We start from the raw sequence: 26,505 nt of genomic DNA, 5'->3' as shown, positions 1-26,505 counted from the left end.
TAACTCGTAAGCGGCTGCAAAACTAATACCTTTTTTATTCCTGGCAAATATTTATTCAACTTTTTTTCGGTCGCCGGCTCCATACTATCTCCACTCCATAAACCAAATCACCGTTCTATCCAAACCAACCCTCAAATATATGGCCTCTACAAAGAACTTCCGCTTATCTCCAGCTACACATACTCCCTCTCAAAGCGGGTGCAAATATAAAACCACTTCCCCTTCCAAAACAAATATTTTACGCCTTTTTTTATAACTATTTCTATAAAAGCTGATTGTGAATAGGTTAGAACTTCATGATTCGCCCCCTACCTGAAGAAATTCCAGACCAGCCCGAACCTTATGATAAAATCTCTATAAGGATAATTGGGAGCAGAGTAGTAATTATATCCGGTAAACGCCGAATTAAAGTGCTCTGCTTTCAGGTAAATACGGGTCTGCCGCACCCGGGCATTAATAAAGAAATCAAGCAGGGGATATCCCCCTATCTTTTCCCTGTCCTGAGCATAGAACTCTCCAAGGAGAGGATTGTACCCATCGGCATAATATTCGGTAAAATATTTAAGCGTGATCCCCGTCTGCAGGTACATGGCCTTTTTGAATACATTGTTGGAATAGTAAAGTGTATTCCGCGTCACAAACCTGGGCACATTCATCACCGGATCATCCTGGGACACCTCCTGATACATGACCGTGTTGTGCAATCCGAACTTTCCGAACCTGAACTCGTTCTCTCCCTTTATTTTCAGATACCCTATGGTCCCGTCGTACTGGGCGGGCCTGGACAGCACCATACGGGGTTGCTGTTCGGGGTCGGCGGATTCATAGAAATAAGAATAATCATCGATCGTCGCAAAACTGGCTGTCACCTTACCCCATTTCTCCGAACTCAGGGTTCCGCCCAGGGTATATGTTTTTTCAGTACCAAATCCGTCATTCTGCCAGTTGTAATTCTGATAACGGCTGTGATACAGCAGAAAATTAAAATTGGGCATACGCGACACCGAAGAGATAAACCCGGCAAGTTTCAGGTCATCGCTTATGGCATAATAGGCATTTCCCTTAAAAGAACTCCCGTTGAGATCGCCTACCGTATTGATTTCCACATCTGCATCGAGCCCTACCCTTCCTATGACCTTGGACCATGTTCCTCCCAGGGTAACCTGGGTACCTTTGAGCTGACTTCCTATCACCTCATCATCCCGGTAAAGCACCGTGTTAAAATAGTAATTATAGTTATAAAGAGCCGCCTTAAAACTCACATCGCCGAATATGCGGTCTCCGTAGTTCACACTAAACCGGTTATACATGGTCTTCAGCCTGGCCCGGTCTTCCATGTCTGACCGCTGATAGGCACTTCCGAAATAATCTTCTACAGCCTGATCCTGGTTAAACTTGAAGTATTTGGTTTCGTACCGGAACTCATGCCCGAAAGCCAGCCTGGAAAATGCCTTTCCGGGACGCACCAGGAAGTACTCATGGTCCAGGAAGTACCTTTTCCCGATAAGCAGGTTCTCTGCATTTTCAAAAAAGACATCCATCCTCGCCCGGTCCGAAAATTCTTCTTCCCCCGACTCGAACTGCTCCCGGTTGGATATCCCCCCGTTCTCCTGGTTCAGGATATCCTGGGAGGTAAAATGCGTCCGCATGCGATACTTTCCGTCTTTGGTCGTATAATTGGCCGTAAGCCTGAAGTTGCCCGTACTCGAAAGGATATGCTGGTATTTCCCCAGGGAACGCAGCCCCTTGTAGGCAATGGAAAAATTAAACCGTCTGGAGGTATTCATCGTCACAAAGGCATCCAGCAGCTGCCCCTGTTCCATAGTGGTCTTAAAAAAGAGGTCCGTCGTCGGTGTAGGCACACTGTAATAGCTGATATCCTCAGCCTCCATATAGTTATAATGCTTTGACCTTGCCCCCAGCTGAGGGTATAGGCTGTTATAATCGAGATCCTTTGCCAGGGTATTATACGTCTGCCCCACACTTGAAAAGGGAAGCAGCTCAAAATTATCCTTTCTCAGGTAATTATACCTGTATTCTTTTTTAATGGTAAGTGAAGTATCGAGATACGTCGTATCCCGGCCGTAGGAAATGATCTGGTAATCCTGTATGTCGGGAATGGTGTCGTTTGCAGCTTTAATGCTGTCGCTTTCCTGTACCCCGGAAGGCCTTACCGGTTCAGGGCTGCCCTCCTCTCTCCCGGAAGGTATTCTTTCCTGTGCTTCCGCCACCAGACCGAGAAGCAGAAAGATGTATGCTATATATCTCATTGAAAACACTTCCTTTTGCGTAAAGGATAACGTCATGGGCTGCCCTGTTCTTGCCTCTTCAAAACTTTGGGAAGCCATTTATCCTGATGGCAAAGGTAGGTTTTTTGGGGGAATTTAGCACCTATACAGAAATAACAAAAAAAGAGACCACTTCAAAAAGCAGTCTCCTCATTATCAATACTATGTTTATATACCCTATTGTTTTTCAAACACAATTCTAAAAGGGCCAAAGGATCCTGCATCAACGGTGAAATTAGGTGCAATATCCAAAACCCCCACACAATGACCAGGAGAAGGGATACTAGTGCCAGTCCCATCCCAACGCAACTCACCGTAAGTATAGCCAATATTATTACTATTCAGAACAGGTTGTCTTTCTATAGAAAGATTTCCATTTTCCGGATCGATATCGACTACGACATCATAAGCCTCAGGATGTGCAGCTACATTGACTAATGTTATTTGGTTATCTCCAGGTCCAACTTCTACCTCAAAAGGTACCGGATCCGAAATATAAATTCCAAATTCATCAGTAGTAGCCAGGTATGTTCCTGCATAATCATTAATATCAAATGGACAGCTATATGCCAAGGAAACTTCAGTAACCACACTTTTCTGGTTTATCATTACTCCGTCTTCAGAAGAAATTCCGGTAACAGAAAGTCCGATAACAGGTGCGTCCCCTTCTAAAGGAACTTCGATCCCTTCCGTAATAATAGTAATTGGCAACTCTGCAGTATACAAATCTCCCCAGTCATTAGGGGTAAGTGTTATAGCGTTAGACTCCAATCTGTAATTCACACCTTCCACTGCTGTGGTCAAGCTATCGATTACCTCAAACGTCACTTCAATATTCTGACTGAGCTTTGACACCGAAGGACCGACAACATCAACGGGAACTGCAATATTTACTTCTGCTCCAGTCACCAAAATACTCACACTCGATCCAGTATTTTGAAATCCAACAAAATTAGGCCCCTTGCCGAAATCGGTCTTGTCCTGATCTAACAACGCATCACATGATCCTAAAAGAAGTAATGGAATGGACGCTATTATATATATATACTTATAAATATTTTTCATAGTATCTAATTTTAATTTTGTCCTTTCCAGAAAGGATATTGTGTAAATGCATCATCCGTAGTCTTGGCGGGTACGTTATTGCTGTTTCTCGAATACTCAGAAGCAGGATAAACCAACCCTACAGGATATACACCCGCACCTCTTGTGGAAGAATTCGAAGTAGGAAGATCTGCTGGAAATCCAGTTCGTGTCAACTCCACCCAAGATTCGATAGACGAAGTCCCGTTCAAAGCCACCCATTTCTGTGTAATGATTGCTTCTATCTTATCTGAAGAAGCATCCCATCCTACGTTTTCGATAGCCTGATCATAATAATCCGAAACCGATTCTTCAACACCTAGGTAATCAAACGAGGCTGTTATAGCTTCGTTATACAAGGCCTTGGCTTCGGCATCACCTCCATCAATATACCCACGAACTACAGCTTCAGACTGCAAGAAAAGTGCCTCAGCCAATAACATGATAGGCTGATCTTGGTCTGGTCCTTTCAACAGCCCTGGTCCCACGCGTGACAACAGGGTCTCTGTAAACCCTGATCCAGGAAGCTCAACAGATTGATAGACTCCCTTATACTCACCTTCGTCTGCCGAAGGGGCGTAAATATACTCAAGACGAGGATCATTGGTATCCTCAAGGTAAGATATGGTATAATCTGTGGCCACAGTTAACCTATTCCTGTCTTGTCTGTTGCCCCCTTCGTCATAACCGACATAGTCCCAAAATGGACTTTGCTGATCTGTACCAGAGGAGTAGCCCGGATTAGCTACAACATCCGCATCAATATAACCTGCCCCATTAGCATCTATAAGCGCTATTTGCTCCTGAATATAATTATCCTGACCGGTATCGCTAAAACGGAGAAGCATGCGCAACTTCACAGTATTGGCAAATTGCGCCCAAAGCTCCATATCCCCACCAAACATGATATCGGCGGTGCCCGGATCCTGGTAAGTATTAGGCATATTCATTGCGAGGTCGGCAGCAGCTGTCAAAGAATCGATAACACTTCTATAGACGGTTTCCGCATCGTCATATATCGGGGTAACATTTTCTGCACGCTGATTAGCTTCAGTATAAGGAACATCTCCGTATAGGTCTACAAGGTACTGATACTGAAACCCTTTTAGCACTTGAGATATTATTTTATACGCACTGTAATCTACTATGCCTTCTTCATCTTCATAAGTTTCAATATATGTCAAATTCCTAAATATCTCCCCATATGATTCTTCAAAAATCATAGTGTAAAATCCGTTGGTAATTGTATATCGGAGCATTTCCTGATTCGCTGACCAGTTTGATGGCACTGCCCAATTGTACACAAAATAATTTCCCAGATAAGTCATCTCAGTACCATTGAGATTGGCGAAATGCTGCTGCGCTACCGGAAGCGTCAAATTCGGGGTAGAAATTGGTGGATCATTGGGATTCTCATTAACATCGAGAAAATCCTCACAGCTTGTTACAAAAACCATAGCCGCTAATAGCAACAAGCTCTGTATGACTATTTGAATATTTTTCTTCATCATTGTTTTTTTAGAATTTTACGGTTAAGGCCATACCAAATTGTCTCGTTGGCGGTGTTTGAGATTGTGTTCCGAACCCAACTGCATTACCGTTATTGTAATTAAATTCCGGATCCGAATAGACATTATCCTTGGGTCTCCACATATACAAATTTCTTCCATACAAAGAAACCCTAAGGTCTTGTAAACCGAGTTTACCTGTAATTTCCTCTCCAAAACTATAGGCCAAGGATACTTCTCTCAATTTCAACACACTGGCATCTGTCACATAATTGGATTTAACCAAGTTATAATTATCCCAAAAAGCATTACCACCTCCTGTAGTCAAACGGTCAGTATTTTCCACATACCCTCCATTACCGTCAGAATAGACTGAATTAGGAAAGACAAAAGGCTGTCTGTTAGACGTTACACTGTGTTGTGTTAATCCAGTAAATTCTAGAGCATCCACCACATTATTATAAAAATAATGTCCAGTTCTGTAATCTGCCACTGCGTAAAGGCTAAATCCTTTGTACTTGAAAGTCGTGTTTACCCCCACAATATAATCCGGTGTAGTTTTTCCTTGTATCTGGAGGTTGGTATCCTGAATGGGATCTCCGTTATCACCTACAATAACACGTCCTTGGTCATCTCTCAGATAATCTGTGGTTTTGAGTAGCGGATAGGGCTCCCCTACCTTCGCAACAACATAGGCTCCATAGCCAGGGCCATCTAAATAATAAGAACCGACCTCAAGTTCATCTACTCCATCCGTAAGAGAGAGTACTTCAGATTTATTAAGTGCATAATTGATCCCAAGATCCCAGGAAAAATCCTCATTTTTCACTATTGCACCATTCAAATCTATTTCAATTCCTTGATTTTTAATCTCTCCAATATTAGTCAAATAACTATTTGCTCCTGAAGCAACTGAGGTATTGATAGGGACTATCTGATCTGTTGTATTGGTCTGGTAGAGGGAAATATTCCCTGACAATCTATCTCCTTGAAAAAATGCAAATTCAAGACCCGCTTCATAAGACACCGTAAATTCGGGTTGAAGATCAGGGTCAGCATCCCTAGAATCAAGCCCCAAACCTACCGTTGAGCCATAAGGGAAGCCGTCAGGAGCACTGAACACACTTTGGTTTTCGTACTCACTAGGGTCGTTCCCTGACTTTGTAACATTAAAGTTTGCCTTTATGTATCTCAAGAAGTTACCTTTCATTCCCTCAAAAGCATCAGTAGGAACAAAGGACACCCCTACTCCAGGATAAAAATACGATCGGTTTTCTTTAGAGAGAGCAGAGCTCCAGTCATTTCTCGCAGTAACATTGAGAAAGAGGTAATCATTATAACCTAAGGTCACATCTCCATATACTCCAATCTTGCGATATCGTTTCGTCTCCTCTCCTCCTCCAAGAGGACCTGTTCTCGTCGATACATTATAGAAATAAGGAATTATCAGGTTCTCTCCTGTAAGCTCTACATTTTTACTTTCGGTAATTCTTATGTTCTGACCAAAGTTTGCATTTACATTAAAGCTCTCCGACAAATCCTTGTCAATAGATATAATGAAATCACTATTAAATCGGGATGATCTAAACATCTCGTCTCTTGTCGTAGCACCGAAATTAGCAATTTCAGAATAAGCATTGACAGGAGTAAAATTACTCGTATATCCATCATGTTTCTCTTTCTCTTCCCAACTATAGCTGGTATATCCCAATCTCAAATTTGCAGACAACCAATCCGTAAACTCGTAAGAAGTATTCGAAATAAAGTTAATCTCAAAAGTGTCGTTGTAATCCCGTTGTGAATCAATAATGAAATAAGGGTTTTCATAAAATCGATAATACGATACCTCATTACGTGTATATTTTCCGGTTCTCCAGTTTTTCATCTCAGCAAGAGGAATATGTAATGGCGTATTTAACACATACCAATAAAGTGGCCTAGCTTGACGTCCCCCTTCTCCAACAACATTGGAGTGCGATCTAAAAAAGGACAGGTTTCCTTCTGTCTTTAGTCTGCCAAAATCATACCCTGCTTTTAACCTTACATTGGTCCTGTTATAGGTGTCATTCGGAACAACACCCTCAGTGTTAGTCTGGTCTAAAGAAAACAGATAATGCCCATTATCACTTCCTCCACTAAACTCTATACTATTTCTCAGAGTATTCCCTGTGTTAAAGAATTTTTTGTGGTTGTTCTTTATAGGAGAAAAGGGTACCATCCATACGGATCCATCTTCTACCTGTTCACTTGCAGCTACCATAGAGCCGTCATACCTCGGTCCCCAGTTCACATTTTCCAATGGCCACAATGTACCATCAGGAAAGCCTCCAACACCAAATTTATTTTGAAGTTTAGGCATAAAAGATACTTTTTCCTGCTGTATAGAAGAAGTAATCGTGATACTTGACTTTCCTTTTCCAGATTTAGTCGTAATGACCACGACCCCATTAGAAGCTTCAGAACCGTATAGTGCCGAGGCGTTCGAACCTTTAAGAATAGACACATTCTCAATATCTGAGGGGTTTATTCTATCTAAAGCTCCACGACTTGACGGGTATCCATCGATAACTATCAATGCTTGGTTTTCCCCTAACAAGGAACGGTTACCTCTTAAAACAACCCGTGTGTTAGGGTTAACCCCGTTACTAATCGTATTAATTTGCAGACCGGAGACCTTTCCCACCATCGCCGTAGCCGCATTCACGGCTCGGGTTTCGGTAAGGGCCTCATTATCCACTTTCGCAACGGAATAGGAAAGTTCTTTAGGCTTTCTCACAAGTCCCAGAGCAGTTACAACAACCTCCTCCAGAGCCTGTGCATCTTCCTGCATCTGTACATCTATAACAGATGAAGTTCCTACCGTCATTTCCACGGCAGACATTCCTACATAGGTAAACTGCAACACCTGCCCGGTACTGGTGCTGATGCTGTAGTTCCCGTCAAAATCGGTCTGGGTTCCATTGGTGGTCCCTTTTACCACAATGTTAACCCCGGGTAACGGCATACCGGTCTCGTCGGTTACGTTACCCGTAATAGTCTTCTCCTGTGCAAAGGAGAGCTGTACTACGAACGCCAGTAACAGCGTCAGAATTTGAGTAAACTTTGATCTCATATTACATCTATTTGATTTAGCTGGGAGCAAATATCTTAAAATAAATTTAAAAATAACAAAAATTTAACAGCTCAACCTTAAAACGTACCGATATATAACCCCACATACTTGAAACAAATAAATATTAACAGTATATCCTGTAAAACAAACTGCGATTTCCTAAATTAGCCTGCTGTTTTTTCGTTTATCATCAAAAACAAAACGATATGTTAAAAAAGTGTTTTTACTCTTTTCCGGAAGCAGGGACCGATGAAGCGGGGCGGGGTTGCCTTGCAGGGCCGGTAACGGCCGCAGCGGTAATTCTGCCGGAGGATTTTAATGATGACATACTGAACGACTCCAAACAGTTATCGGAAAAACAGCGGTATAAACTCCGTCACATCATTGAAGAGAAGGCATCGTGTTTCGGAGTATGCCATATTTTTGAAGATGAGATATACAAGCTCAATATACTCCACGCTTCCATACAGGGCATGCACAGGGCCCTCGACCAGCTCAGCACAAGGCCACAACATATCCTGGTAGATGGAAACCGCTTTAAGCCCTACCGGGATATCCCACACCTGTGTGTCGTAAAAGGGGATGGCAAATACCTGAATATCGCAGCCGCTTCCGTACTGGCCAAAACATACCGGGACACCTATATGGAACAACTGCACGAGGAATTCCCCATGTATAACTGGAAGAAAAACAAGGGATACCCCACCAGGGAACACCGCGAAGCCATCCGAAAATACGGTATCAGCCCTTACCACCGGAAGGGTTTCCGCCTGCTGCCGGACCAGCTGGAGCTGGGGTTGTAGGTTTGTGGTTGCAGGTCATAGGTTACTGGTTTTACAACTTTGAACTCATAACAAAACCCCGTCACCTGAAGTGACGGGGTTATTAGAACTTGTTGAAATTCCTTTGTCCCGGGGAGGGATCTCCGGTTTTTCCGTTATGCTGTTTAAATCAGCATCCCTGAAAAGTATTTACCAGATCTTAACCCTTTTTTCAGGTTCCAGGTACATACCGTCTCCTTCCTGTATGTCAAAAGCTTGATAAAAGGCATCTATATTCAGCAAGGGTTGTGTAGCCCTGTACTCCCCGGGAGAGTGCGGGTCTGTTTTTATCTGGTTTTTCAGTGCCTCATCACGTATCTTGGTCCGCCATACCGTGGCCCAGGAGATAAAGAAACGCTGTTCCGGGGTAAATCCGTCTATCACCCCCGGATCTCCATGCTCCTTGAGGTAGAGTTGCAGTCCGTCATAAGCTGCATTGACCCCCCCGAGGTCACCTATATTTTCCCCGAGTGTAAATTTCCCGTTGATAAATACCTCCGGGAGCACTTCAATGGCACTGTACTGGTCGGCGAGATCATCGCCAAGTTTCTGAAACTGTTCCAGGTCTTCATCCGTCCACCAGTTGGCCAGGTTCCCGTCGGCATCGTATTTTGCACCCTGATCATCAAAACTGTGGGAGATCTCATGTCCTATTACGGCACCTATCCCCCCGTAATTCACAGCCGCATCTGCCGTAAAATTAAAGAACGGCGGCTGTAGTATGGCTGCCGGGAACACAATCTCATTATAGGACGGATTAAAATAGGCATTGACAATCTGAGGAGCCATATACCATTCACTTTTATCGACAGGTTTGCCGAGCTTACTGATATCCTCCTTAAAACTCCAGTGCTTTACTTGTTGTATATTGTCAAAATAGCTTCCTCCTTCGGCAGGACTTTTTACATCAAGTGCGGAATAATCCTTCCAGTTGTCCGGGTACCCGATTTTAACCGTAATCTTACTTAGTTTTTCTATGGCTTTTGTCTTGGTCTCATCATCCATCCAGGGTAAAGCTTGAATCCGGGTTTCGAAGGCAGATATAACATTGCCGATCATTTCCTTAGCCTGTGCTTTTGCTTCCGGCGGAAACTTTTTATCTACATACAATTTTCCGAGGGCTTCTCCTATAGCCCTGTTTATGGTCTGAAGAGCCCTTTTGTCACGGGGCTCCTGTTCTTTGGCTCCCTTAAGCGTCTTGTTGTAAAAATCCCAGTCTGCGGTTTCGATCTCTTCCGACAGGGTCCCTGCAGCATGGTTGAGTGCTGTCCAGCTGAGATAGGCTTTCCAGTCTTCGAGATTATTTTCATTTAAAAGTTCCGGGAGTTCCTTAAAATAGGCTACTTCCGAAATAATCACGGTATCCACCGCGACTTCCAGCGAAGAAAAATACCCTCCCCAGTCTACCCCGGGAGCCATTTTTTCAAGGTCGGTAACCGCGGTCGGATTATAGCGTTTCTCCGGGTTTCTGCGCTCTACCTTATCCAATCGTGGCCGGGCCATACGGGTCTCGAAAGCGAGGATACGCGCTGCCAGTTCGCCGGCCTTTTCCTCGTCGTAATCCACAAACTGCAGCATTCTCGCGATATGAGCCTCATACTTTTCGCGCTTGTCTTTGGAGTCTTCATCATCGGCCACATAATAATCCCTGTCCGGCAGTCCCAGTGCTCCCGCCCCGAGATACGCCACATTTTTATTACTATCCTTGGCATCGGCCCCCACTCCTATACCGAAAAAACCTGCCCCTCCGTAGGGTTCTGTTTCCTGGAGAAAGACCTGAAGCTCTTCGAGCGAAGAGATCTTTTTAATTTTTTCGAGTATCGGTGTTACCGGAGCTACGCCTGCGGCATTTCTCGAAGCCGTGTCCATAATGGTCTCGTAGAGATATACCGCTTTTGCCTGGTCTGAAGCGGCATCCAGGGATGTATCTTCCGTAGCTTCCTTAAGAATGGCCAGGGCATCATTATCCGTTTTATCACGTAATTCGAGAAAACTTCCCCAAAGGGTCTTGTCTGCCGGAATTTCGGCCTCATCAAGCCACTTACCGTTTACGAAACGGAAGAAATCATCCTTTGCAGGTACCGTAGTATCCATATATTGGAGATTTATTCCGGGGACTTCCTCAACCGAAGCGCCCCCTTCCTTATCTCCATCCTTCTTTTCCTGCTTACAGGAAACGGCAGTAAGCCCGAGAACCATTACCGCCAGAAAAATGCTGTTAGTGTAAGTTATTTTCATTTTGTTATAAAATTATATTTTTCTCACCGGCAAGTTAATAAAAAAACACTTTTCATGCTCACGGTTATTTTACGGTGTTCATCGTATCGACCTTTTCCTGGGAAATACTGTCCTGGTACAGTGTATCCCTTTTCCCCAGGGGAATATTAGCTGTTTCATCGAGGTATTCATCGGCGAGATTGGTTGCCATGCGCTCATCCAGCTGTCGCTCCAGGTTGTAAAAAGCAACCAGTATCCTGAACTTTTGCCGCAACCGGAAGGCATCTGTCACCGGTTCGGGAGCTTCCAGGCGGGTCTGTAATAAGAAGGTATTGACTACGGACAACCTGCTCTTCACCGAAGGATGGTTAAATTTTTGCGGGAAACCGGAATCAGATAACTCCTTTTCCTTTTCGAGTATATTATCGATCTGCATCAGCAGGTCGCCTTCCTCTTCGGCGGCATAATCCTTTATGGCCGTACTGAAAGCCGTGTATTGCTCCCACGCTGCCAGTTCCTCCTGCTCCGTCTCCCCGAACTGCCAGAACTCCGGTACCTTTACTTCTTCCGCCTGCTCTGTAGTCTCCGCTGCCTTCTCCTGTTCTGCCGTATTGTTTTTATCCTTATCTCCCCTGCACCCTGCCAGCACAAGTACAAATCCCGTTAACAAAAAATATTTACTCATTGTATTCCATTATTGATGATGCCTTAATCCCTGAAAAAACTGAAACTCAACACATCGTGGTAACGTTCCGTATGGAAAAGTCATGCACGAAGATACGGCATCCTAACAACATACGACGGTTTTGTTTGTTTTTCATACAAAAGTTTCTCCGAAACACTATCTTTGGCCCAAAAATCAGGGCAGATGGCTTCCGGTCTACCGGATGCACGAAAATACCTGGTATAAACCATTTTTTAGATTAATTAAACCGAAAGTTATATGACTCCGAAAATTTTAATTATTGGAGCGTGCGGACAGATCGGTTCCGAGCTTACACTAACACTCAGAGACATTTATGGCACATCGCGGGTTATTGCCAGTGACATTCGTAAAAGTAACCCTGAACTCGCGGCTTCCGGTCCTTTTGAGATACTGGATGCCACAGACAAGGAGCAGATAGGGTCCTGTATCGACAAACACGGCATTACCGATGTTTACCTGATGGCAGCCATGCTTTCTGCTACTGCCGAAAAATATCCTGACAAGGCGTGGGACCTCAACATGAACTCTCTTTTTCATGTACTTGACTTTGCACGTGATAAAAAAATAAAAAAGGTATTCTGGCCCAGCTCCATAGCCGTATTCGGCCCCGGTACTCCCAAAGAGCAGACGCCCCAGCAAACCATTATGGAACCCTCTACCGTATACGGCATCAGTAAACTGGCCGGGGAACGGTGGTGTGAATACTATTACAAGAATTACGGCGTAGATGTGCGAAGCATCCGGTACCCCGGTCTCATCAGCTGGAAAACCAGTCCGGGAGGTGGCACTACAGACTATGCCATAGACATCTACCACCAGGCCATTGAAAAAGGGAGCTACGAGTGCTTCCTGGACGAAAACACGACACTTCCCATGATGTATATGGACGATGCCATCAGGGCCACGATAAGCCTTATGCAGGCGGAGAGTAATTCGATAAAGATAAGGTCTTCCTATAATTTGTCCGGCGTGAGTTTCAATCCCGGAGAGCTCGCAAAGACCATACAAAAGCATATACCGGGGTTCAGTATCAGCTATAAACCCGACTTCCGCCAGAAGATTGCAGATTCGTGGCCGGGAAGTATTGACGACAGCCCTGCCCGGACACAATGGGGATGGAAAGCCGGATTCGACCTGGAAGCCATAACGGAAGAAATGCTGTCGAACCTGAATTTTAGTTCGTAGTTGTTAGTTCGTAGTTCTTAGCGCAGCCGAAGAATCTCCGGTGCTTCTGTTATGTTCTTGAAGCTCCTTTATGCCAGGGTGTAGATTCTTTCCTATGGTCTGAATGACAAGGGATTGTCATTCAGAGAACTCCCGGCTTCCTACCATCTCGCTGTTTGCAAACTAACGATTTGGCAGTATCGCATTTCAAAATCCCCGCCTCCTTACTTCGCCAGCAGTTCTGAAAAAAGTGCTTCCTTGAGCACTTCGTACTGTTTGCGATGATTGATAAATCCATTTCTGAAGTCCTCGTGCTGTTCCAGGTAGTAGACCTCACATTCCATGTCATCACATTCGGCCATATCGGCAATGCGGGTATCATAGGCAGACAGTGCCGATATCAGCAATTCATTCTGTTTTCTGATCATTTCAAGCTGTTCCCGGAAACCGGAAGACAGTTTTATCAGATAGGCGATCTCCCGATCTATAAACCCGAGATGTTCTACCCAGTGCTTCGCCTGTATCCGGTCTTTTTTGATCATGATCTGCCTGTCGTCATCGTGAACATGAAAGGGTTTTGTCTCCATATCTTAAAAAAAACCGTTGTGTGCTTTTATGAAATCCGCCCGGTAACTGTCACCTCTCCAGGTTCACCGGTTCCGAAACCGGCGGACAAGTAAGTTTTTCCATTTCACTCTATTATCAGGGTCAGCGAAGAACTTCAGGCGGAGTCATTTCACACACAACGGGTATTATCGGTTTATACTTTGCTTTCCTGTTCCACTTCCACAATGGTCAGGGTCCGGGAACCGGCCGGAAACTCCCAGACCAGGGAATCGCCTTTCGCATAGCCCATCACTGCAGCTCCCATAGGGGTAAGGATAGATATTTTGCTCTGCTTGATGTCGCTGTCATTGGGCAACACCAGTTGAAAACGCTTTTTCCAGCCATCTTCGGAAGTGATGGAGACAAAGGAATTGAACCGGATCACATCTTCAGGCAATTCGGTCGCATCACATATCCGGGCATTTTGCAATTCATCGCTCAAATGCTTTACCGAGCTCTTAAAAACATTATCCCCGTAATAGCCGGAAAGCTGTAAAAGCTGTTTTAAAAGCACATACTCTTTCTTCTCAATAATCAGTCTTTCGTATTTCATGTCATATGATTAAATAACCTTACAGCCGGAAAGGCATTAGAATTTCCTTGATTTACGGGAATATCCCTCTTTGCCTGTATGCCTGTTCAAGCCGTTCTATGGCAATGATAAAAGCAGCAGTACGCATATCTACATTCCTTTCCGAAGCTACGCGCATCACCCGGTCAAAGGATTCCTTCAGCTTTTTTTCGAGCTTTGCCATGACTTCATCCAACTGCCATATTTCACCGTTACGGTTCTGAAGCCATTCGAAATAGCTGCCTATAACTCCGCCCGAATTACAGAGTATATCCGGAATAACAGCCACGCCTTTTTCAAGCAGGATACGCTCCCCTTCCACATCCGTAGGTCCGTTGGCGCCCTCTGCAATAACGAGGGCTTTTATGCCGGAGGCATTGTTTCCCGTAATCTGGTTTCCCAGTGCGGCAGGAATACAGATATCGCAGTCCAGGCCGAAGAACAGTTCGCTATCTATAGGTTCGGCATCGCCGAAGCCTTGCACCATATTATCGTGCTCACCGGCATGGGCCCTGAGTTTTTCCACGGAGATCCCGCGGTCGTTATACACGGTACCGGAGGCATCCTGAACGGCAATCAGCACCGCGCCTTCTTCTTCGAGAAAACGCGAGGCCCAATACCCTACATTCCCGAAGCCCTGAACGATGAACTTCCTGTTTTCCAAAGAAATGCCATTGTGATCGGCCCAGAACTTAATACACAGATATACCCCGTATCCCGTTGCACGGTCCCGTCCTTCCGAACCTCCTGCGCCCACAGGTTTCCCGGTAACGACATGAAGGTTGCTCGAACGTTCGTTGGGCGACTTGGTAGACATATAGGTGTCCAGTATCCAGGCCATTGTCTGTGCATTGGTATTCACGTCGGGAGCAGGAATATCCAGTTCAGGACCAATATTATCTCCAAGCGCAAAGGTAAACCTCCGGGTGATACGTTCCAGTTCAGAAGCCGAATACCGGGAAGGATCTATCTGTATCCCTCCTTTCGCCCCTCCGAGGGGAAGTCCCGCCAGGGATGTCTTCCAGGTCATCCACATGGCCAGCGCACGCGCGGCGTCGATATCCACCGTGGGATGATAACGGAGTCCTCCCTTATAAGGCCCCAGGGCATTGTTGTGCTGTACCCGGTAACCGGTAAACACCTCTACCTCTCCGTTGTCCATCTTTACGGGAAAATGAACCACCAACTCGTTATTGGTGATCCCGAGTATTTTCCGGACATTCTGATTCAGCCCGATAATGTCTGAGGCGTGATTGAACTGCCTCATCACATTATCCAGCATTCCTTGTTTTTTCTGCTTTTCTTTTTCCTCTTTTGCGATCATTGTAATGTTTTGTGTAAGTTTTCCGGATCAATACCAGATGGCCTGCCCCGGATCTCCTGCCTTCGGGAATAGTATCCCGGGATCGTATTCGCTGCACGACACGACACGTGATTTTTTCGCGGTAAGTATACAGGAATCCGCATACCAGCAGGTAGAGCAAATGCTTTTACCGTATTTCTCCATTGTATTCAGTGTTATGTGTGCTTTTATCAGGCAACAGGTATGCCATAAACAGCACCATGCCTAAAAATAAACAAAAACAATCTTATTTTCAGATAATTAACTCCTAAAAAGAAAAATACGGAAGCTATATAGTCCGGGGATTATTTCCCCTCCCGGGAAAAAATTCCCCGAAGGATTCAACTGCGGTCAGAACAAGAGCCTCAAGGCAGACCCATCATCCGCCGGCCTCATATCACAACAGTTTACTTCTCAGTGTTTTGCGATCGATACCGAGAATTTCGGAGGCCCTGGTCTTATTGTTATCCACGGCCCGGAGTACTTTGCGGATATACTGTTTTTCCATCTCAGCCAGGGAAACGAGATCTTCTTCTTCAAAATCGATATGAAATTTCAGGTGATCCGGGATGTCCTTAAGCTCGATACGTCCGTCGCACATAATGACGGCCCGTTGCACGATATTCTCCAGCTCCCTTACATTTCCCGGCCAGTCGTATCTCACCAGCACTTCCACGGCTTCCGGGGTTATAGACACCAGCCGGTCTTTGTATTCCACACCGTATTTGCGTATATATTTCTCGGTCAGCGGCGGGATATCAGATTTCCTCTTTCTGAGCGGAGGGACAGCTATCTCCACCACCGTAAGCCTGTAATACAGGTCTTCCCGGAATTTCTGCTGCCGTACCAGCTCTTTCAGATTGCTATTGGTAGCGGCAATAACCCTCAGGTCTATTTTTCTCGGTTTTCTGGAGCCCACTCCCATGATCTCTCTTTCCTGTAATACCCGTAGCAATCCGTTCTGTACCGCAGCCGAGGCATTGCCTATCTCATCCAGGAAAATGGTCCCCTTGTCCGCAGCCTGGAACAGCCCCATACGATTTTCCGATGCCCCGGTAAAGGCTCCCTTTTCATAGCCGAAAAGCTCGGCTTCCAGGAGGCTCTCCGGTATGGCCCCGCAGTTTACCGCAATAAAGGGCTCTCTCGAAAACTTCCCGCTGTAATGTATGGCCCTTGCAATGAGTTCTTTTCCCGTACCGCTTTCACCTTCGATAAGAATGGTGGCCTTATTGTCTTTTACCCTGCCTATGATATCCTTTACCCTCTCCAGCGCTTCGGAAGTACCGGTCAACTCACTGTACAGGCTGCCGGATGTTTTTTCCGCAACATTTTTCCGTACCTTCTCCCCGGAGTCTGCCGCTGCTCCCAGGGATTTTTGTACCGCTTCGCGCAACTCCTCTCCCGTAAAGGGTTTTATCAGGTAATCCACAACGCCTGATTTTCCGATATTAAGGGCATTCTTTGTTGATATATACCCTGTCACCACCAGCACCGGCATCTCCGGATAATGTTCGGAAACATAGCGGATAAGCTGGAAACCGTCTACCTCCGGCATTTTCAGGTCTGTCACCAGCAGGTCGATTTCGGTATCTCTCAAAATGGAAACGGCTTCTTTCACCGACACGGCCTTATAGGTATAGTACTGCATGGTCTGCAACTGCCGCTGCACCAGTTCCAGGATATGAACGTCGTCGTCTACGATAAGAATGTTCTCCCTGTGATACTTCATGACTCCTGTTTTGGAAATTTAACCACAAAAGCAGTTCCACCGCCTTTTCCCTTCCTGTGTGTGATCTGCCCGCCGTGACCGGTAATAATGCCATGTACCACACTCAGTCCCAGCCCTGTGCCCTCACCTGTGGGTTTGGTAGTGAAAAAAGGGTCGAATACCTTGTCGCCGACTCCGGAAGGGATGCCGGGGCCCTGATCAGAAACGACGATCGTTATTTCCCTTTTACCCTCTTTCACTTCAACAGTGATTTTCCCTCCTTCGGGTGAATAATATACGGCATTCATGATAAGATTAAACAACACCTGGGTCATCTGGATCTCATCGGCCTTAACTCCCGTATCATCATTACTGAAATGCATCTGGTACTGTAGCTGCTTATTTGCGAAAGAGGGTCTCAGCAGTTGCAGTACATGCTGTACTACCGGTTTTAAGGGTACGATCTTACGGGTCTGGGGGACCTCACAGGTAAAAAACATCAGTTTCTTGACCACTTCCCTGCAGAAAATGGCACTTTCCCTGATCTTTGCCAGGTCTCCGGCCTCTTCCCTGTCCCTCATACGGTCACTCAGCAATTCGGAAAAACCCAGTATGTTTGTCAGCGGTGTATTGAGCTCATGTGCTATCCCGGCAGTGATCTCTCCCATAATATTGAGCCGGTCGGCTCTCTCCATCTGTCTCTTGATGGACAGTTCATTCTCCCTGATCTTTCTCCGTTCCATCAGGTTCCCCACTTCCAGGGAAACATTCCGTAATAATTGTTTCTCTTCCTCCAGGAAATCGGAAACACGGTATTTCCCAGCCGGATACCCTACTTCTATATATCCTTCCGGCCTGTTAAAAACATGAATATCAGCACGAATGGACACCCACTCATCCTCTCCGTCGAGCCCTCCGAACTCGTATTCCCCGAGTTTCAGGAACACCCGGGCATCTTGCTCGTATAACCAGGCCTTACCCAGGCAGCGTACAATGGCATCGAGCGATAGTTCGGGATGGTCGTAGTCACAGTTCACTATGATCGATGTGACTTCGTACAGGCAGCCGAGTTCTTTTATACGCTCCCGGAGTTTGTCTTCTGCGGTTTCCATAACAATGCTATCGTATGATCCAAAGGTAAGGCTTTTAATAGTTATGGAAAGTGGAAAGGAAGTACAAAAAAATCCCGGTCTGTTTTCCAGATCGGGATTACCATTTTTATGTTGGCCTACAAGGACTCGAACCTTGAACGACTGAACCAAAATCAGCTGTGTTACCAATTACACCATAGGCCAGCGCTTTATTGCGGATGCAAATTTACAACAAAGTTCGAGCTGCGCAAAAAAAAATCATTTTTTTTATCGGGCCGTTTGTTTCGGCATGCAAAACAGGTTTTTCCAACTTCATACTTCTGACTTCGTGCCCTAAGTTATCCACTTCAAAACGCATTCCCTCAATCAAAAAGAAACATTTCACTTCTTAAAAACCGGGCTTATATACCGAATAATTATTAAATTCGCCTTTTCACAGAAAATCAGATCCATGACGACAGACATATTTAAACGATGGGACACGATCACCGGGTGGGTAGTATTCGCCATCGCTTTACTCACTTACGGCCTCACTGTCGAACCCACCGTAAGTTTCTGGGATTGCGGTGAATACATCGCCACTTCGGCCAGGCTTGAGGTAGGCCACCCTCCCGGAGCCCCCCTGTTCCAGATGCTGGGTGCCTTCTTCGCCATGTTTGCGGCAAGTACGGAATACACTGCCCTTATGGTCAATTATATGTCTGTATTGTCGAGTGCATTCACCATCCTTCTCCTGTTCTGGATCATTACTAACCTCGTACGAAAACTGGCCCTTCAGGAGGGCGAAATGTCACGTCCGGCAGCTATCGCCATTCTCGGAAGCGGTGTAACAGGGGCACTGGCCTATACGTTTTCAGACAGCTTCTGGTTCAACGCGGTGGAGGCCGAAGTTTACGCCATGGCCAGCCTGCTGATGTGCCTGCAGCTATGGCTCGGACTGAAATGGGTAGACCATCTGCACCACCCGCGGGGAAACCGTTGGCTGATCCTGATAGCCCTGGTTACCGGGCTCACTTTCGGGGTGCAGTTTATGGGCTTCCTGGCCATTCCTACCATAGGGCTGCTGTATTATTTCAAAACCTATAAAACCACCACCGTAAAGAACTTCCTGCTGGCCAATATCGCCGTAGTGGCCTTATTGCTGGTGATCTATAAATTTTCGCTGACCTATGTGCTGAAACTTTTGGGATGGAGCGAGATATTTTTTGTCAATACCATAGGGCTTCCGTTTAACTCGGGTACCATTATCATGGGGCTTATCTTTGCCGCAGTCTTTTATTTCGCATTGAGCTATACCCGGAAAAAAAGGCTCTATACCTACAATACCATAACCCTGTGCCTGCTGTTTATGTTTATCGGGTTCTCGTCCTGGCTGATGCTCCCTATCAGGGCCAACGCCCATACCCCTATCAACGAAAACGACCCGGCAGATGCCCGGGCACTGCTCGCCTATTACAACAGGGAGCAATATCCCGGAGTAGACAGCCCGGTTTACGGGGCCATGTTTTCAGATATGTTTGCCGGACAAGACCCTGTAACTCCTTACAAAGACGACAAACCCAAATACGAACAGGACAAGAAAACAGGAAAATACATTGTCGTAAACCATTACAAGGATGCCCTTCCCAACCCCAATGGTAACCATGTTGGGCTTCTTCCCCGGATGTGGAGTTCGGAACACGCCGCCAACTACATGCGGCTTACCCGTCCGCTGGACTTCAGTATCAAATCCGAATACCTTTCCAACAACGAACTCAAAAGTGCCCTGAGCCAGTTCAGGAATGATTTTGCCAGCGGAAGGATCGATGAAGACGGATATGTTAACTTCCTGCAACAGTTCGGCAATTACATCGAAGTAGACCCTCCTTCCATGGCAGACAACATCGGCTTTATGTTCCGCTACCAGTTCGGGTACATGTACTGGCGCTATTTCATGTGGAACTTCGTAGGCCGGCAGGACGACATCCAGGGCAAGATGGACAACCACGGCAACTGGCTCAGCGGGATCGGGTTCATAGACGAATGGCACCTAGGGCCTCAGGACAACCTGCCTTCGGACGAACTCAACAACAAGGCCAGGAACACCTATTACTTCCTGCCGCTTATCCTCGGGATCATAGGCATCGTATTCCAGATCAGGAGAAATCCCCAGCAGTTCTGGGCGCTTTTCGTATTCTTCATGTTTACGGGGATCGCCATACAGTTTTATACCAATGTAAGGCCTTTTGAACCAAGAGAGCGCGACTACTCCCTGGTAGGGTCTTTCTTTATTTTTGCCATCTGGATCGGCATCGGGGTGCTGGCCCTGTACGAAGGACTTAAAAAATACCTCGGTCCTAAAGTGCTGGCCCCAGCCGTCAGCGTGGTATGCCTGCTTGCCGTACCTGTAGTCATGGCAAGCCAGAACTGGGACGATCACGACCGCTCCGGAAGGTATACCGCCGAGGCCATTGCGAGAAATTACCTCAATTCCATCCAGGAAGATGCCGGGGCCATCATATTTTCCATAGGGGACAACGACACCTTCGGCCTGTGGTATATACAGGAAATCGAAGGGCACCGTACCGATGTGAGGGTCATCAATTCCAGCCTCTTTGCCACCGACTGGTATATCGACCAGATGAAAAGACAGGCCTACGAAAGTGCTCCCATACCATCGCAGCTGGAGCATTCGCAGTATGCCTACGGGGTACGGGACGCCGTTTACTACCAGCAACTCACCGACGAGCGCTGGGATATCAAGAGGTTTATGAACTGGGTGGCCAATAACGACAATACCATAGGGAACCTCATCAAAAGACAGGGCGGAGACCTCAGCCAGTATCCCGAAAACACCAAGAGCACCATATTTTACCCGACCAATAAGATCAGGGTCCCCGTCAACAAGGAAAACGTACTGAAAAGCGGTCTTGTCAAGGAAAAGGACAGTGCACTTATCGTGGATTATATCGACATAGACCTGCCCAAAAGCGCTATCGGAAAGAACCGGATGATGATGCTCGATATCCTGGCCAACAACGACTGGGAAAGGCCCATATATTTTACCGGAGGTAGTTTCTCGGCTGCCGAATATCTCTGGATGAAGGATTACCTGCAACTGGACGGCATGGTCTACAAGCTGGTACCAATAAAGACACCCGTACCCCAGGGCAGTTTTGAAATGGGCCGCATAGACAGCGAACTGATGTACGATATTACCGGGAAATGGAACTGGGGCAATTCGGGGTCCCCGGATATTTACCACGACCCGGAAACACGTAAAAACAGTATTTCCTACAGGAGCAACATGGCACGCCTGGTAGAGGTCCTGCTGGAAGAAGGAGAGGAAGAAAAAGCCAGGGAGATCATAGACCTGGTCATGAGCAGATTTCCGTTCGAATACTACGGATATTACGTATTCCTGGAGCCTTTTGTCGATGGTTATTACAAAACAGGACAGACCGAAAAGGCCCGGGAACTCTTCCTGAAAATCGCCGGAAAATACCAGGAAAACCTGTCCTATTACCTCTCTTCCGGGAAAGCGTACACCTCCCAGGAAAGCGTAATATACGACATACAACGCTATCGCAGTGTCCTTGACGTAGTGGCGGAAAATGACGTTGAGGAATTCGGCAAAAAACAAACGGAAACATTTAACGATTATCTCGACCGGTTTGAACAGGAATACAATGCTCCCACCAGTTACCCGGACAGCATACCGGATGTCAAGGAAGAAGTACTGAAAGAAGAAGTCATGACCAAAGACTCCCAGTCCTGAAAAGAAGAGATGGCCGGGAGTCCGAAGTCGGGCGCTTGAAGTTTGATTCAAACCTGCAACTGAACTAAACTAACAACTAATAACTACGAACTAACAAACTAAACCACTTTTTTCGTAATTTAGTCAGCAAGACCGTGAGACCTGTGTCGGAAAATCCAAACAATCTATCCATCTCAACCGGTGGTGAGTCTAATGTTGTTTTTGTAAAATATATTCATTCATTTTATACCATTCAAAACTATGGGGTTCTTTAAAGACTTTAAATCGTTCTTACTAAAGGGAGATATAGTAAATCTCGCCACTGCAGTGATCGTTGCCGGAGCTTTCGGAAAAATCGTATCCTCTTTTACCAACGACATCCTAATGCCTCCCATCGGGATGCTGCTCGGAAATGTCAATTTTTCGGAACTCAGATACGTGCTGCAGGAAGCCATAATTGACGCATCGGGGGAAGTCACCAAAGAAGCCGTAACCATCAATTACGGTAACTTTATACAGTTTATCATCGATTTTATCATCATCGGTTTCTTTATATTTATACTGCTAAAAGCTTATGAAAAAACCAAAAAGAAAGAAAAACCCGCACCTGCAGCTCCTGCCGGCCCCACCCAGGAAGAACTCCTCGCAGAGATCCGGGACCTGCTGAAAGAAAAGAAGTAGACCGCTTCACTACATATTCCAAACCTGAACCCTCCCCCTGCGGAGGGTCTTTTTTATGGGGGGTTGAAATTCCTTTGGGCTTGGGTGGAGATTCATCACTTCGCTGCGCTACGTTCTGAATGACAAGGTTGTCATTCCGACGAATGGAGGAATCTCCGGGCTCTCCGTTATGTTGTTGAAGTTCCTTTGTGCTGGGGTGGAGATTCCCTGCCGGCCGGACAGGCGGGTTCGCTTCGCTCTGTATGACAGGGGTTTGTCATCCTATACAGTCGACAACAATCTGAATAGTTACAAAACAAACATTTTGTTTTAAAATTATAATTCTTTGGTATTTAGCTTGCGGGTCTCCTTTTTATGGCTACTTTTGCTCTCCAGTTAGATTGTTTAACCTTTGATGGAAATATAAGCATATGAAAGTTGCTGTTGTAGGTGCCACCGGAATGGTTGGCGAAGTCATGTTACAGGTACTGGCCGAACGCCGTTTTCCGGTAACGGAATTATTACCTGTTGCTTCTGAAAGATCCGTAGGAAAGGAGATCACTTTCGAAGGAAAGCCTTATAAAGTTATCGGCCTGGCCGATGCCGTAGCGACCAAACCGGACATTGCCCTTTTCTCTGCAGGCGGAGCCACCTCCCTCGAATGGGCGCCTAAATTTGCAGCGGCGGGCACAACCGTGGTCGATAATTCTTCGGCCTGGCGTATGGATGCGGATAAAAAACTGGTCGTTCCCGAGATCAACGCCGATGCACTTACCACAGAAGACAAGATCATTGCCAATCCAAATTGTTCCACCATACAGATGGTAATGGCCCTGGCACCGCTACACGAAAAATATGGCATAGAAAGAGTAGTTGTTTCCACCTACCAATCCATTACGGGTACCGGGGTAAAGGCCGTAAGACAGCTGGAAAACGAATACCAGGGCATACAGGGTGAAATGGCCTACCCGTACCCCATTCACCGCAATGCACTCCCCCACTGCGATGTATTTGAAGATAACGGGTACACCAAGGAGGAGATGAAACTGGTACGCGAGACCCGGAAAATACTGAGGGACGACTCCATAGCCGTAACCGCTACCGCCATACGTATCCCCGTTGTGGGAGGTCACAGCGAATCGGTAAACCTTCAGCTGAAGAACGACTTTGACCTCGAAGACATACGAAAGATCCTGAACGACACCCCCGGGGTTACCGTCCAGGACAACACCGACACCAATACTTATCCCATGCCGCTTTACGCCCACGGAAAGGACGATGTTTTCGTAGGCCGTATCCGGAGAGACTTTTCCCAACCGAACAGTCTCAACATGTGGATCGTGGCCGACAACCTCCGCAAGGGTGCCGCTACCAATACGGTACAGATCGCTGAATATCTCGTAGCGAACAAGCTCGTCGGCTGATCCGGTATCACACAATACCCGGAGGGGAGGTGTCTGAAAGAAATAAACACTATAAATATGCTGTTCCTGAACCGAAGAAGCGTTAACCTTATTTTAGGCAAGTCATTTATTTTCTTATTGGTACACCTCCTTTGTATCCCTGTCACAAGTGCCCAGTCGTATGATGAAGAGCTTCGCCGGATAAAGGAAGAGACCCGGAAAGGCTTTTCAGAGAATCTCCGCGAATTCAACAGCTATCCCGACCGGCCTGAATCCGACGGGCCGTTTAACCGGGATAACGTCGAAGATTTTTTAAGAGACAACATTCCCCATTTTATCTCGTCAGATAAAGATTTCACCAAGGTTTACAATTACCGCTGGTGGATGATGTCCAAACATTTCCGGCTCTGGAAAGACCCGGAAGACCACAAGGATTACTGGGTTATTACCGAATTCTTCGGCTGGCCCGCACACGGCAGCATAAGCGGGGCCATTCCCTGCCCTGCAGGACACCAGTTTTACGATCTCAGGTGGTTCAGAGACCCGAAATACCTCCGGTCCTACATCGATTTTTACATGAAAGGATATGCTTCCCGGCATGACCAGCGGGAAGGTCCTAATTTCCACACCCACATCCGGAGGCCGGAAAGCCATCACTTTTCCAGCTGGATGATAGACGGCACCGAAGCTTTCCTGAAGATCCATCCCGACAATCCCTGGCGAAACGGACTGCTCCCCTATCTCGAGAAACATCAGAAAGTCTGGGACGATACATTTACGGTCCGCAAGGCAGGTGCCAGGACCGACGGACTGTACAAAGTACTCGACCTTTACGACGGCATGGAGTTCACCATCTCCGCCACCCTGCCGCTTATAGAAAGCGACGGCCCCTATGCCATATATACGGAAGAGACCTGGAAGCAGTACTACCTCGGGTGGGGGACCATCGACAACCTGAGAAATTCGGGTCATGTCAAAAAATTTCCGGAAGCATTTGCCAATGCATACCCCCTGGTGTACCTTGTACGCCCTTCCGTCAACAGCTATTATTACGGGAACCTGCACTCGTTAGGCGATCTGTACGCACTTAAGGCACAGGAATCCGGATCGGAAACAGACCTCAGCAAAAGCGAACATTATCTGCAAAGGGCACGTTTGCAGCGTGACAAAACCCTGTCTGTCCTCTGGAACGGGGCCGATGAGTTCTTCTATTCCTTTACGGCAGCAGACAACGCTTACGGCGTAAAAGACAAAATGTCCCGTGTACGGGAATCTGCAGGGTATACCCCGTGGTATTTCAACATGATTCCCAAAGGAGATACCACCTATGACAAGGCCTGGGACATGTTTTCGTCGGAAAAAGGGTTTTACGGCAAAAAGGGAATGACCACTGCCGAGCAGCAACACCCGTTGTTCAATGAAAAGGCCTATGCCTGGAACGGAAGGGGCTGGCCCTTTCAGAATTCGGTGGTGTATAAAGCCTATGCAAATTACCTCAGAAATTACAAGGGCGAAATTACCGCTTCCGATAAAGAACTGCTCTATGACCACGTGAAAAAACTGGTATCCCTGCACGGAGAAGAAAGCAATATAGGCGAATGGTATATCCCCGGTAGCGGCTCGGAATTCGGGGGTGTAAAAGACTATTTCCATTCCACCTTCCCGGATATCCTGATCGCAGACCTCCTGGGGTTCACACCCTCCCATGACAACAGCTTCTCATTACGACCCCTGCTTCCCGGGAATGCATGGGATTACTTCTACCTCGGCAATATAAGATACCACGACCACGACATCGATATTATCTGGAAAAAAGACTGGGATACGGACAGAAAAGGAGATCAGGGTGCCATGAGGGTCTGGGTAGACGGTAAACTCACCGCCGAAGCTGCAAGCCTTAGCGACACCATTACCGTTACCTTAAAAGATAAACCGGGCTTCTGACGTATTCAGGAGTATGCTATCCGTCCTATCCCACACCATATCAATATTTTGTTAAAAACCGTACCACCTCTCCCGGGTTTTTTATACTTTTGTTCCGGATGAAGGCTTTGAGGGTTCATATTAGTATTTCGCTGATCGGCGCAGTGTTGTTTTCCATACTGTACCATGCCTTTCACACCATAGATCACGCATCACAGCTACCTCCGGTACCGGCTGAAAAACAGGCTGCCCTTCAGCATACGGCAGATAAATGTCCGGTCTGTGATTTCAAACTATCCGTGTTTGAGACTCCGGGAATTCTCGATTTCACACCGGTCGACACCATCGTACCTACCGAACATCCTGCGTTGTGTACCTCTCCGGATCTTTCCGTCAACAACAGCGTAGATTCCCTTAGGGCCCCTCCGGTCCTCCTGAGTTAATTTTCCGAACTTTTTGTACCTACCTGGCCATACCGGTTGAAACTACGGTATATCTACTCCCGGGAAGCAGGGTTCAGGTCACATTTTTCCCATCCGGTAACTGCAAAGAACACCATACCCGTC

Annotated in this window: 19 protein-coding genes and 1 tRNA gene; 7 read left to right on the top strand and 13 right to left on the bottom strand. The window is 46.5% G+C overall.

Going from position 1 to position 26,505, the window contains the following annotated elements:
- Positions 1 to 308: 308 nt before the first annotated feature.
- The 4 genes from DN748_RS13320 to DN748_RS13305 form a co-directional block, all read right to left on the bottom strand.
- Positions 309 to 2,270, bottom strand: a complete 1,962-nt coding sequence (locus DN748_RS13320) for a putative porin (RefSeq protein WP_112372327.1) — start codon at positions 2,268 to 2,270, stop codon at positions 309 to 311.
- 195 nt (positions 2,271 to 2,465) lie between these two features.
- Positions 2,466 to 3,353, bottom strand: a complete 888-nt coding sequence (locus DN748_RS13315; RefSeq protein ID WP_112372318.1) for a hypothetical protein — start codon at positions 3,351 to 3,353, stop codon at positions 2,466 to 2,468.
- An 11-nt stretch (positions 3,354 to 3,364) separates the two neighbouring features.
- The gene (locus tag DN748_RS13310) at positions 3,365 to 4,882 is read right to left on the bottom strand and encodes a SusD/RagB family nutrient-binding outer membrane lipoprotein (RefSeq protein WP_236636865.1); all 1,518 of its coding nucleotides are present in this window, start codon (positions 4,880 to 4,882) and stop codon (positions 3,365 to 3,367) included.
- Positions 4,883 to 4,889: 7 nt separating this feature from the next.
- Positions 4,890 to 7,991, bottom strand: coding sequence for a SusC/RagA family TonB-linked outer membrane protein (locus DN748_RS13305; protein WP_112372316.1), 3,102 nt, complete (start codon positions 7,989 to 7,991; stop codon positions 4,890 to 4,892).
- A 206-nt stretch (positions 7,992 to 8,197) separates the two neighbouring features.
- Between DN748_RS13305 and DN748_RS13300 the strand changes: the two genes are divergently transcribed.
- Positions 8,198 to 8,794, top strand: coding sequence for a ribonuclease HII (locus DN748_RS13300; RefSeq protein ID WP_112372315.1), 597 nt, complete (start codon positions 8,198 to 8,200; stop codon positions 8,792 to 8,794).
- A gap of 168 nt (positions 8,795 to 8,962) precedes the next feature.
- Here DN748_RS13300 and DN748_RS13295 read toward each other — a convergent pair whose 3' ends face one another.
- Together DN748_RS13295 and DN748_RS19010 are read right to left on the bottom strand one after the other, a co-directional pair.
- On the bottom strand, positions 8,963 to 11,050 hold the full coding sequence (locus DN748_RS13295; protein ID WP_112372314.1) for a M13 family metallopeptidase: 2,088 nt from the start codon (positions 11,048 to 11,050) through the stop codon (positions 8,963 to 8,965).
- Between the two features lie 64 nt (positions 11,051 to 11,114).
- On the bottom strand, positions 11,115 to 11,714 hold the full coding sequence (locus DN748_RS19010) for a hypothetical protein (RefSeq protein ID WP_146746614.1): 600 nt from the start codon (positions 11,712 to 11,714) through the stop codon (positions 11,115 to 11,117).
- 258 nt (positions 11,715 to 11,972) lie between these two features.
- On the opposite strand from DN748_RS19010, the gene DN748_RS13285 reads away from it, so the two are divergent.
- The gene (locus tag DN748_RS13285; protein ID WP_112372312.1) at positions 11,973 to 12,920 is read left to right on the top strand and encodes an NAD-dependent epimerase/dehydratase family protein; all 948 of its coding nucleotides are present in this window, start codon (positions 11,973 to 11,975) and stop codon (positions 12,918 to 12,920) included.
- 203 nt (positions 12,921 to 13,123) lie between these two features.
- Here the strand turns inward: DN748_RS13285 and DN748_RS13280 are convergent, their stop codons facing one another.
- From DN748_RS13280 to DN748_RS13250, 7 genes are all read right to left on the bottom strand, one after another.
- Complete coding sequence (locus DN748_RS13280; protein ID WP_112372311.1) at positions 13,124 to 13,486, bottom strand: hypothetical protein; 363 nt, start codon at positions 13,484 to 13,486, stop codon at positions 13,124 to 13,126.
- Between the two features lie 173 nt (positions 13,487 to 13,659).
- Positions 13,660 to 14,058, bottom strand: a complete 399-nt coding sequence (locus DN748_RS13275; protein WP_112372310.1) for a GreA/GreB family elongation factor — start codon at positions 14,056 to 14,058, stop codon at positions 13,660 to 13,662.
- Positions 14,059 to 14,110: 52 nt separating this feature from the next.
- Positions 14,111 to 15,400 carry a Glu/Leu/Phe/Val family dehydrogenase gene (locus tag DN748_RS13270; RefSeq protein ID WP_112372309.1) on the bottom strand — a complete coding sequence of 430 codons (1,290 nt, stop codon included), beginning with the start codon at positions 15,398 to 15,400 and terminating at the stop codon, positions 14,111 to 14,113.
- 27 nt (positions 15,401 to 15,427) lie between these two features.
- Positions 15,428 to 15,583 (bottom strand): hypothetical protein, encoded by a 156-nt coding sequence (locus tag DN748_RS19125; protein ID WP_161554564.1) that lies wholly within the window; start codon positions 15,581 to 15,583, stop codon positions 15,428 to 15,430.
- Positions 15,584 to 15,815: 232 nt separating this feature from the next.
- Positions 15,816 to 17,147 carry a sigma-54-dependent transcriptional regulator gene (locus DN748_RS13260; RefSeq protein ID WP_112372307.1) on the bottom strand — a complete coding sequence of 444 codons (1,332 nt, stop codon included), beginning with the start codon at positions 17,145 to 17,147 and terminating at the stop codon, positions 15,816 to 15,818.
- Positions 17,144 to 18,238 (bottom strand): sensor histidine kinase, encoded by a 1,095-nt coding sequence (locus DN748_RS13255; protein ID WP_112372306.1) that lies wholly within the window; start codon positions 18,236 to 18,238, stop codon positions 17,144 to 17,146. Before DN748_RS13255 ends, DN748_RS13260 begins: the two co-directional genes overlap by 4 nt.
- A 111-nt stretch (positions 18,239 to 18,349) precedes the next feature.
- Positions 18,350 to 18,421 (bottom strand) — tRNA-Gln (locus DN748_RS13250).
- A gap of 247 nt (positions 18,422 to 18,668) precedes the next feature.
- On the opposite strand from DN748_RS13250, the gene DN748_RS13245 reads away from it, so the two are divergent.
- The 5 genes from DN748_RS13245 to DN748_RS13225 all read left to right on the top strand — a co-directional run bounded on the left by DN748_RS13245 (position 18,669) and on the right by DN748_RS13225 (position 26,382).
- Positions 18,669 to 21,974, top strand: a complete 3,306-nt coding sequence (locus DN748_RS13245; protein WP_112372305.1) for a glycosyltransferase family 117 protein — start codon at positions 18,669 to 18,671, stop codon at positions 21,972 to 21,974.
- Positions 21,975 to 22,214: 240 nt separating this feature from the next.
- Positions 22,215 to 22,634, top strand: coding sequence for a large-conductance mechanosensitive channel protein MscL (gene mscL, locus DN748_RS13240; protein WP_112372304.1), 420 nt, complete (start codon positions 22,215 to 22,217; stop codon positions 22,632 to 22,634).
- A gap of 410 nt (positions 22,635 to 23,044) precedes the next feature.
- Entirely contained in the window at positions 23,045 to 24,037 is a 993-nt protein-coding gene (locus DN748_RS13235; protein WP_112372303.1) for an aspartate-semialdehyde dehydrogenase, read from the top strand.
- 57 nt (positions 24,038 to 24,094) lie between these two features.
- Positions 24,095 to 25,960, top strand: coding sequence for an MGH1-like glycoside hydrolase domain-containing protein (locus DN748_RS13230; protein WP_112372302.1), 1,866 nt, complete (start codon positions 24,095 to 24,097; stop codon positions 25,958 to 25,960).
- A 98-nt stretch (positions 25,961 to 26,058) separates the two neighbouring features.
- Positions 26,059 to 26,382, top strand: coding sequence for a hypothetical protein (locus DN748_RS13225; RefSeq protein ID WP_146746613.1), 324 nt, complete (start codon positions 26,059 to 26,061; stop codon positions 26,380 to 26,382).
- Positions 26,383 to 26,505 lie beyond the last annotated feature (123 nt).

Origin of the sequence: Sinomicrobium soli, assembly GCF_003285545.1 — a bacterium.
Taxonomy (GTDB): domain Bacteria; phylum Bacteroidota; class Bacteroidia; order Flavobacteriales; family Flavobacteriaceae; genus Sinomicrobium.
The sequence above is the reverse complement of the archived record's forward strand: the minus strand, read 5'-3'. Positions and strand labels throughout refer to the sequence as shown.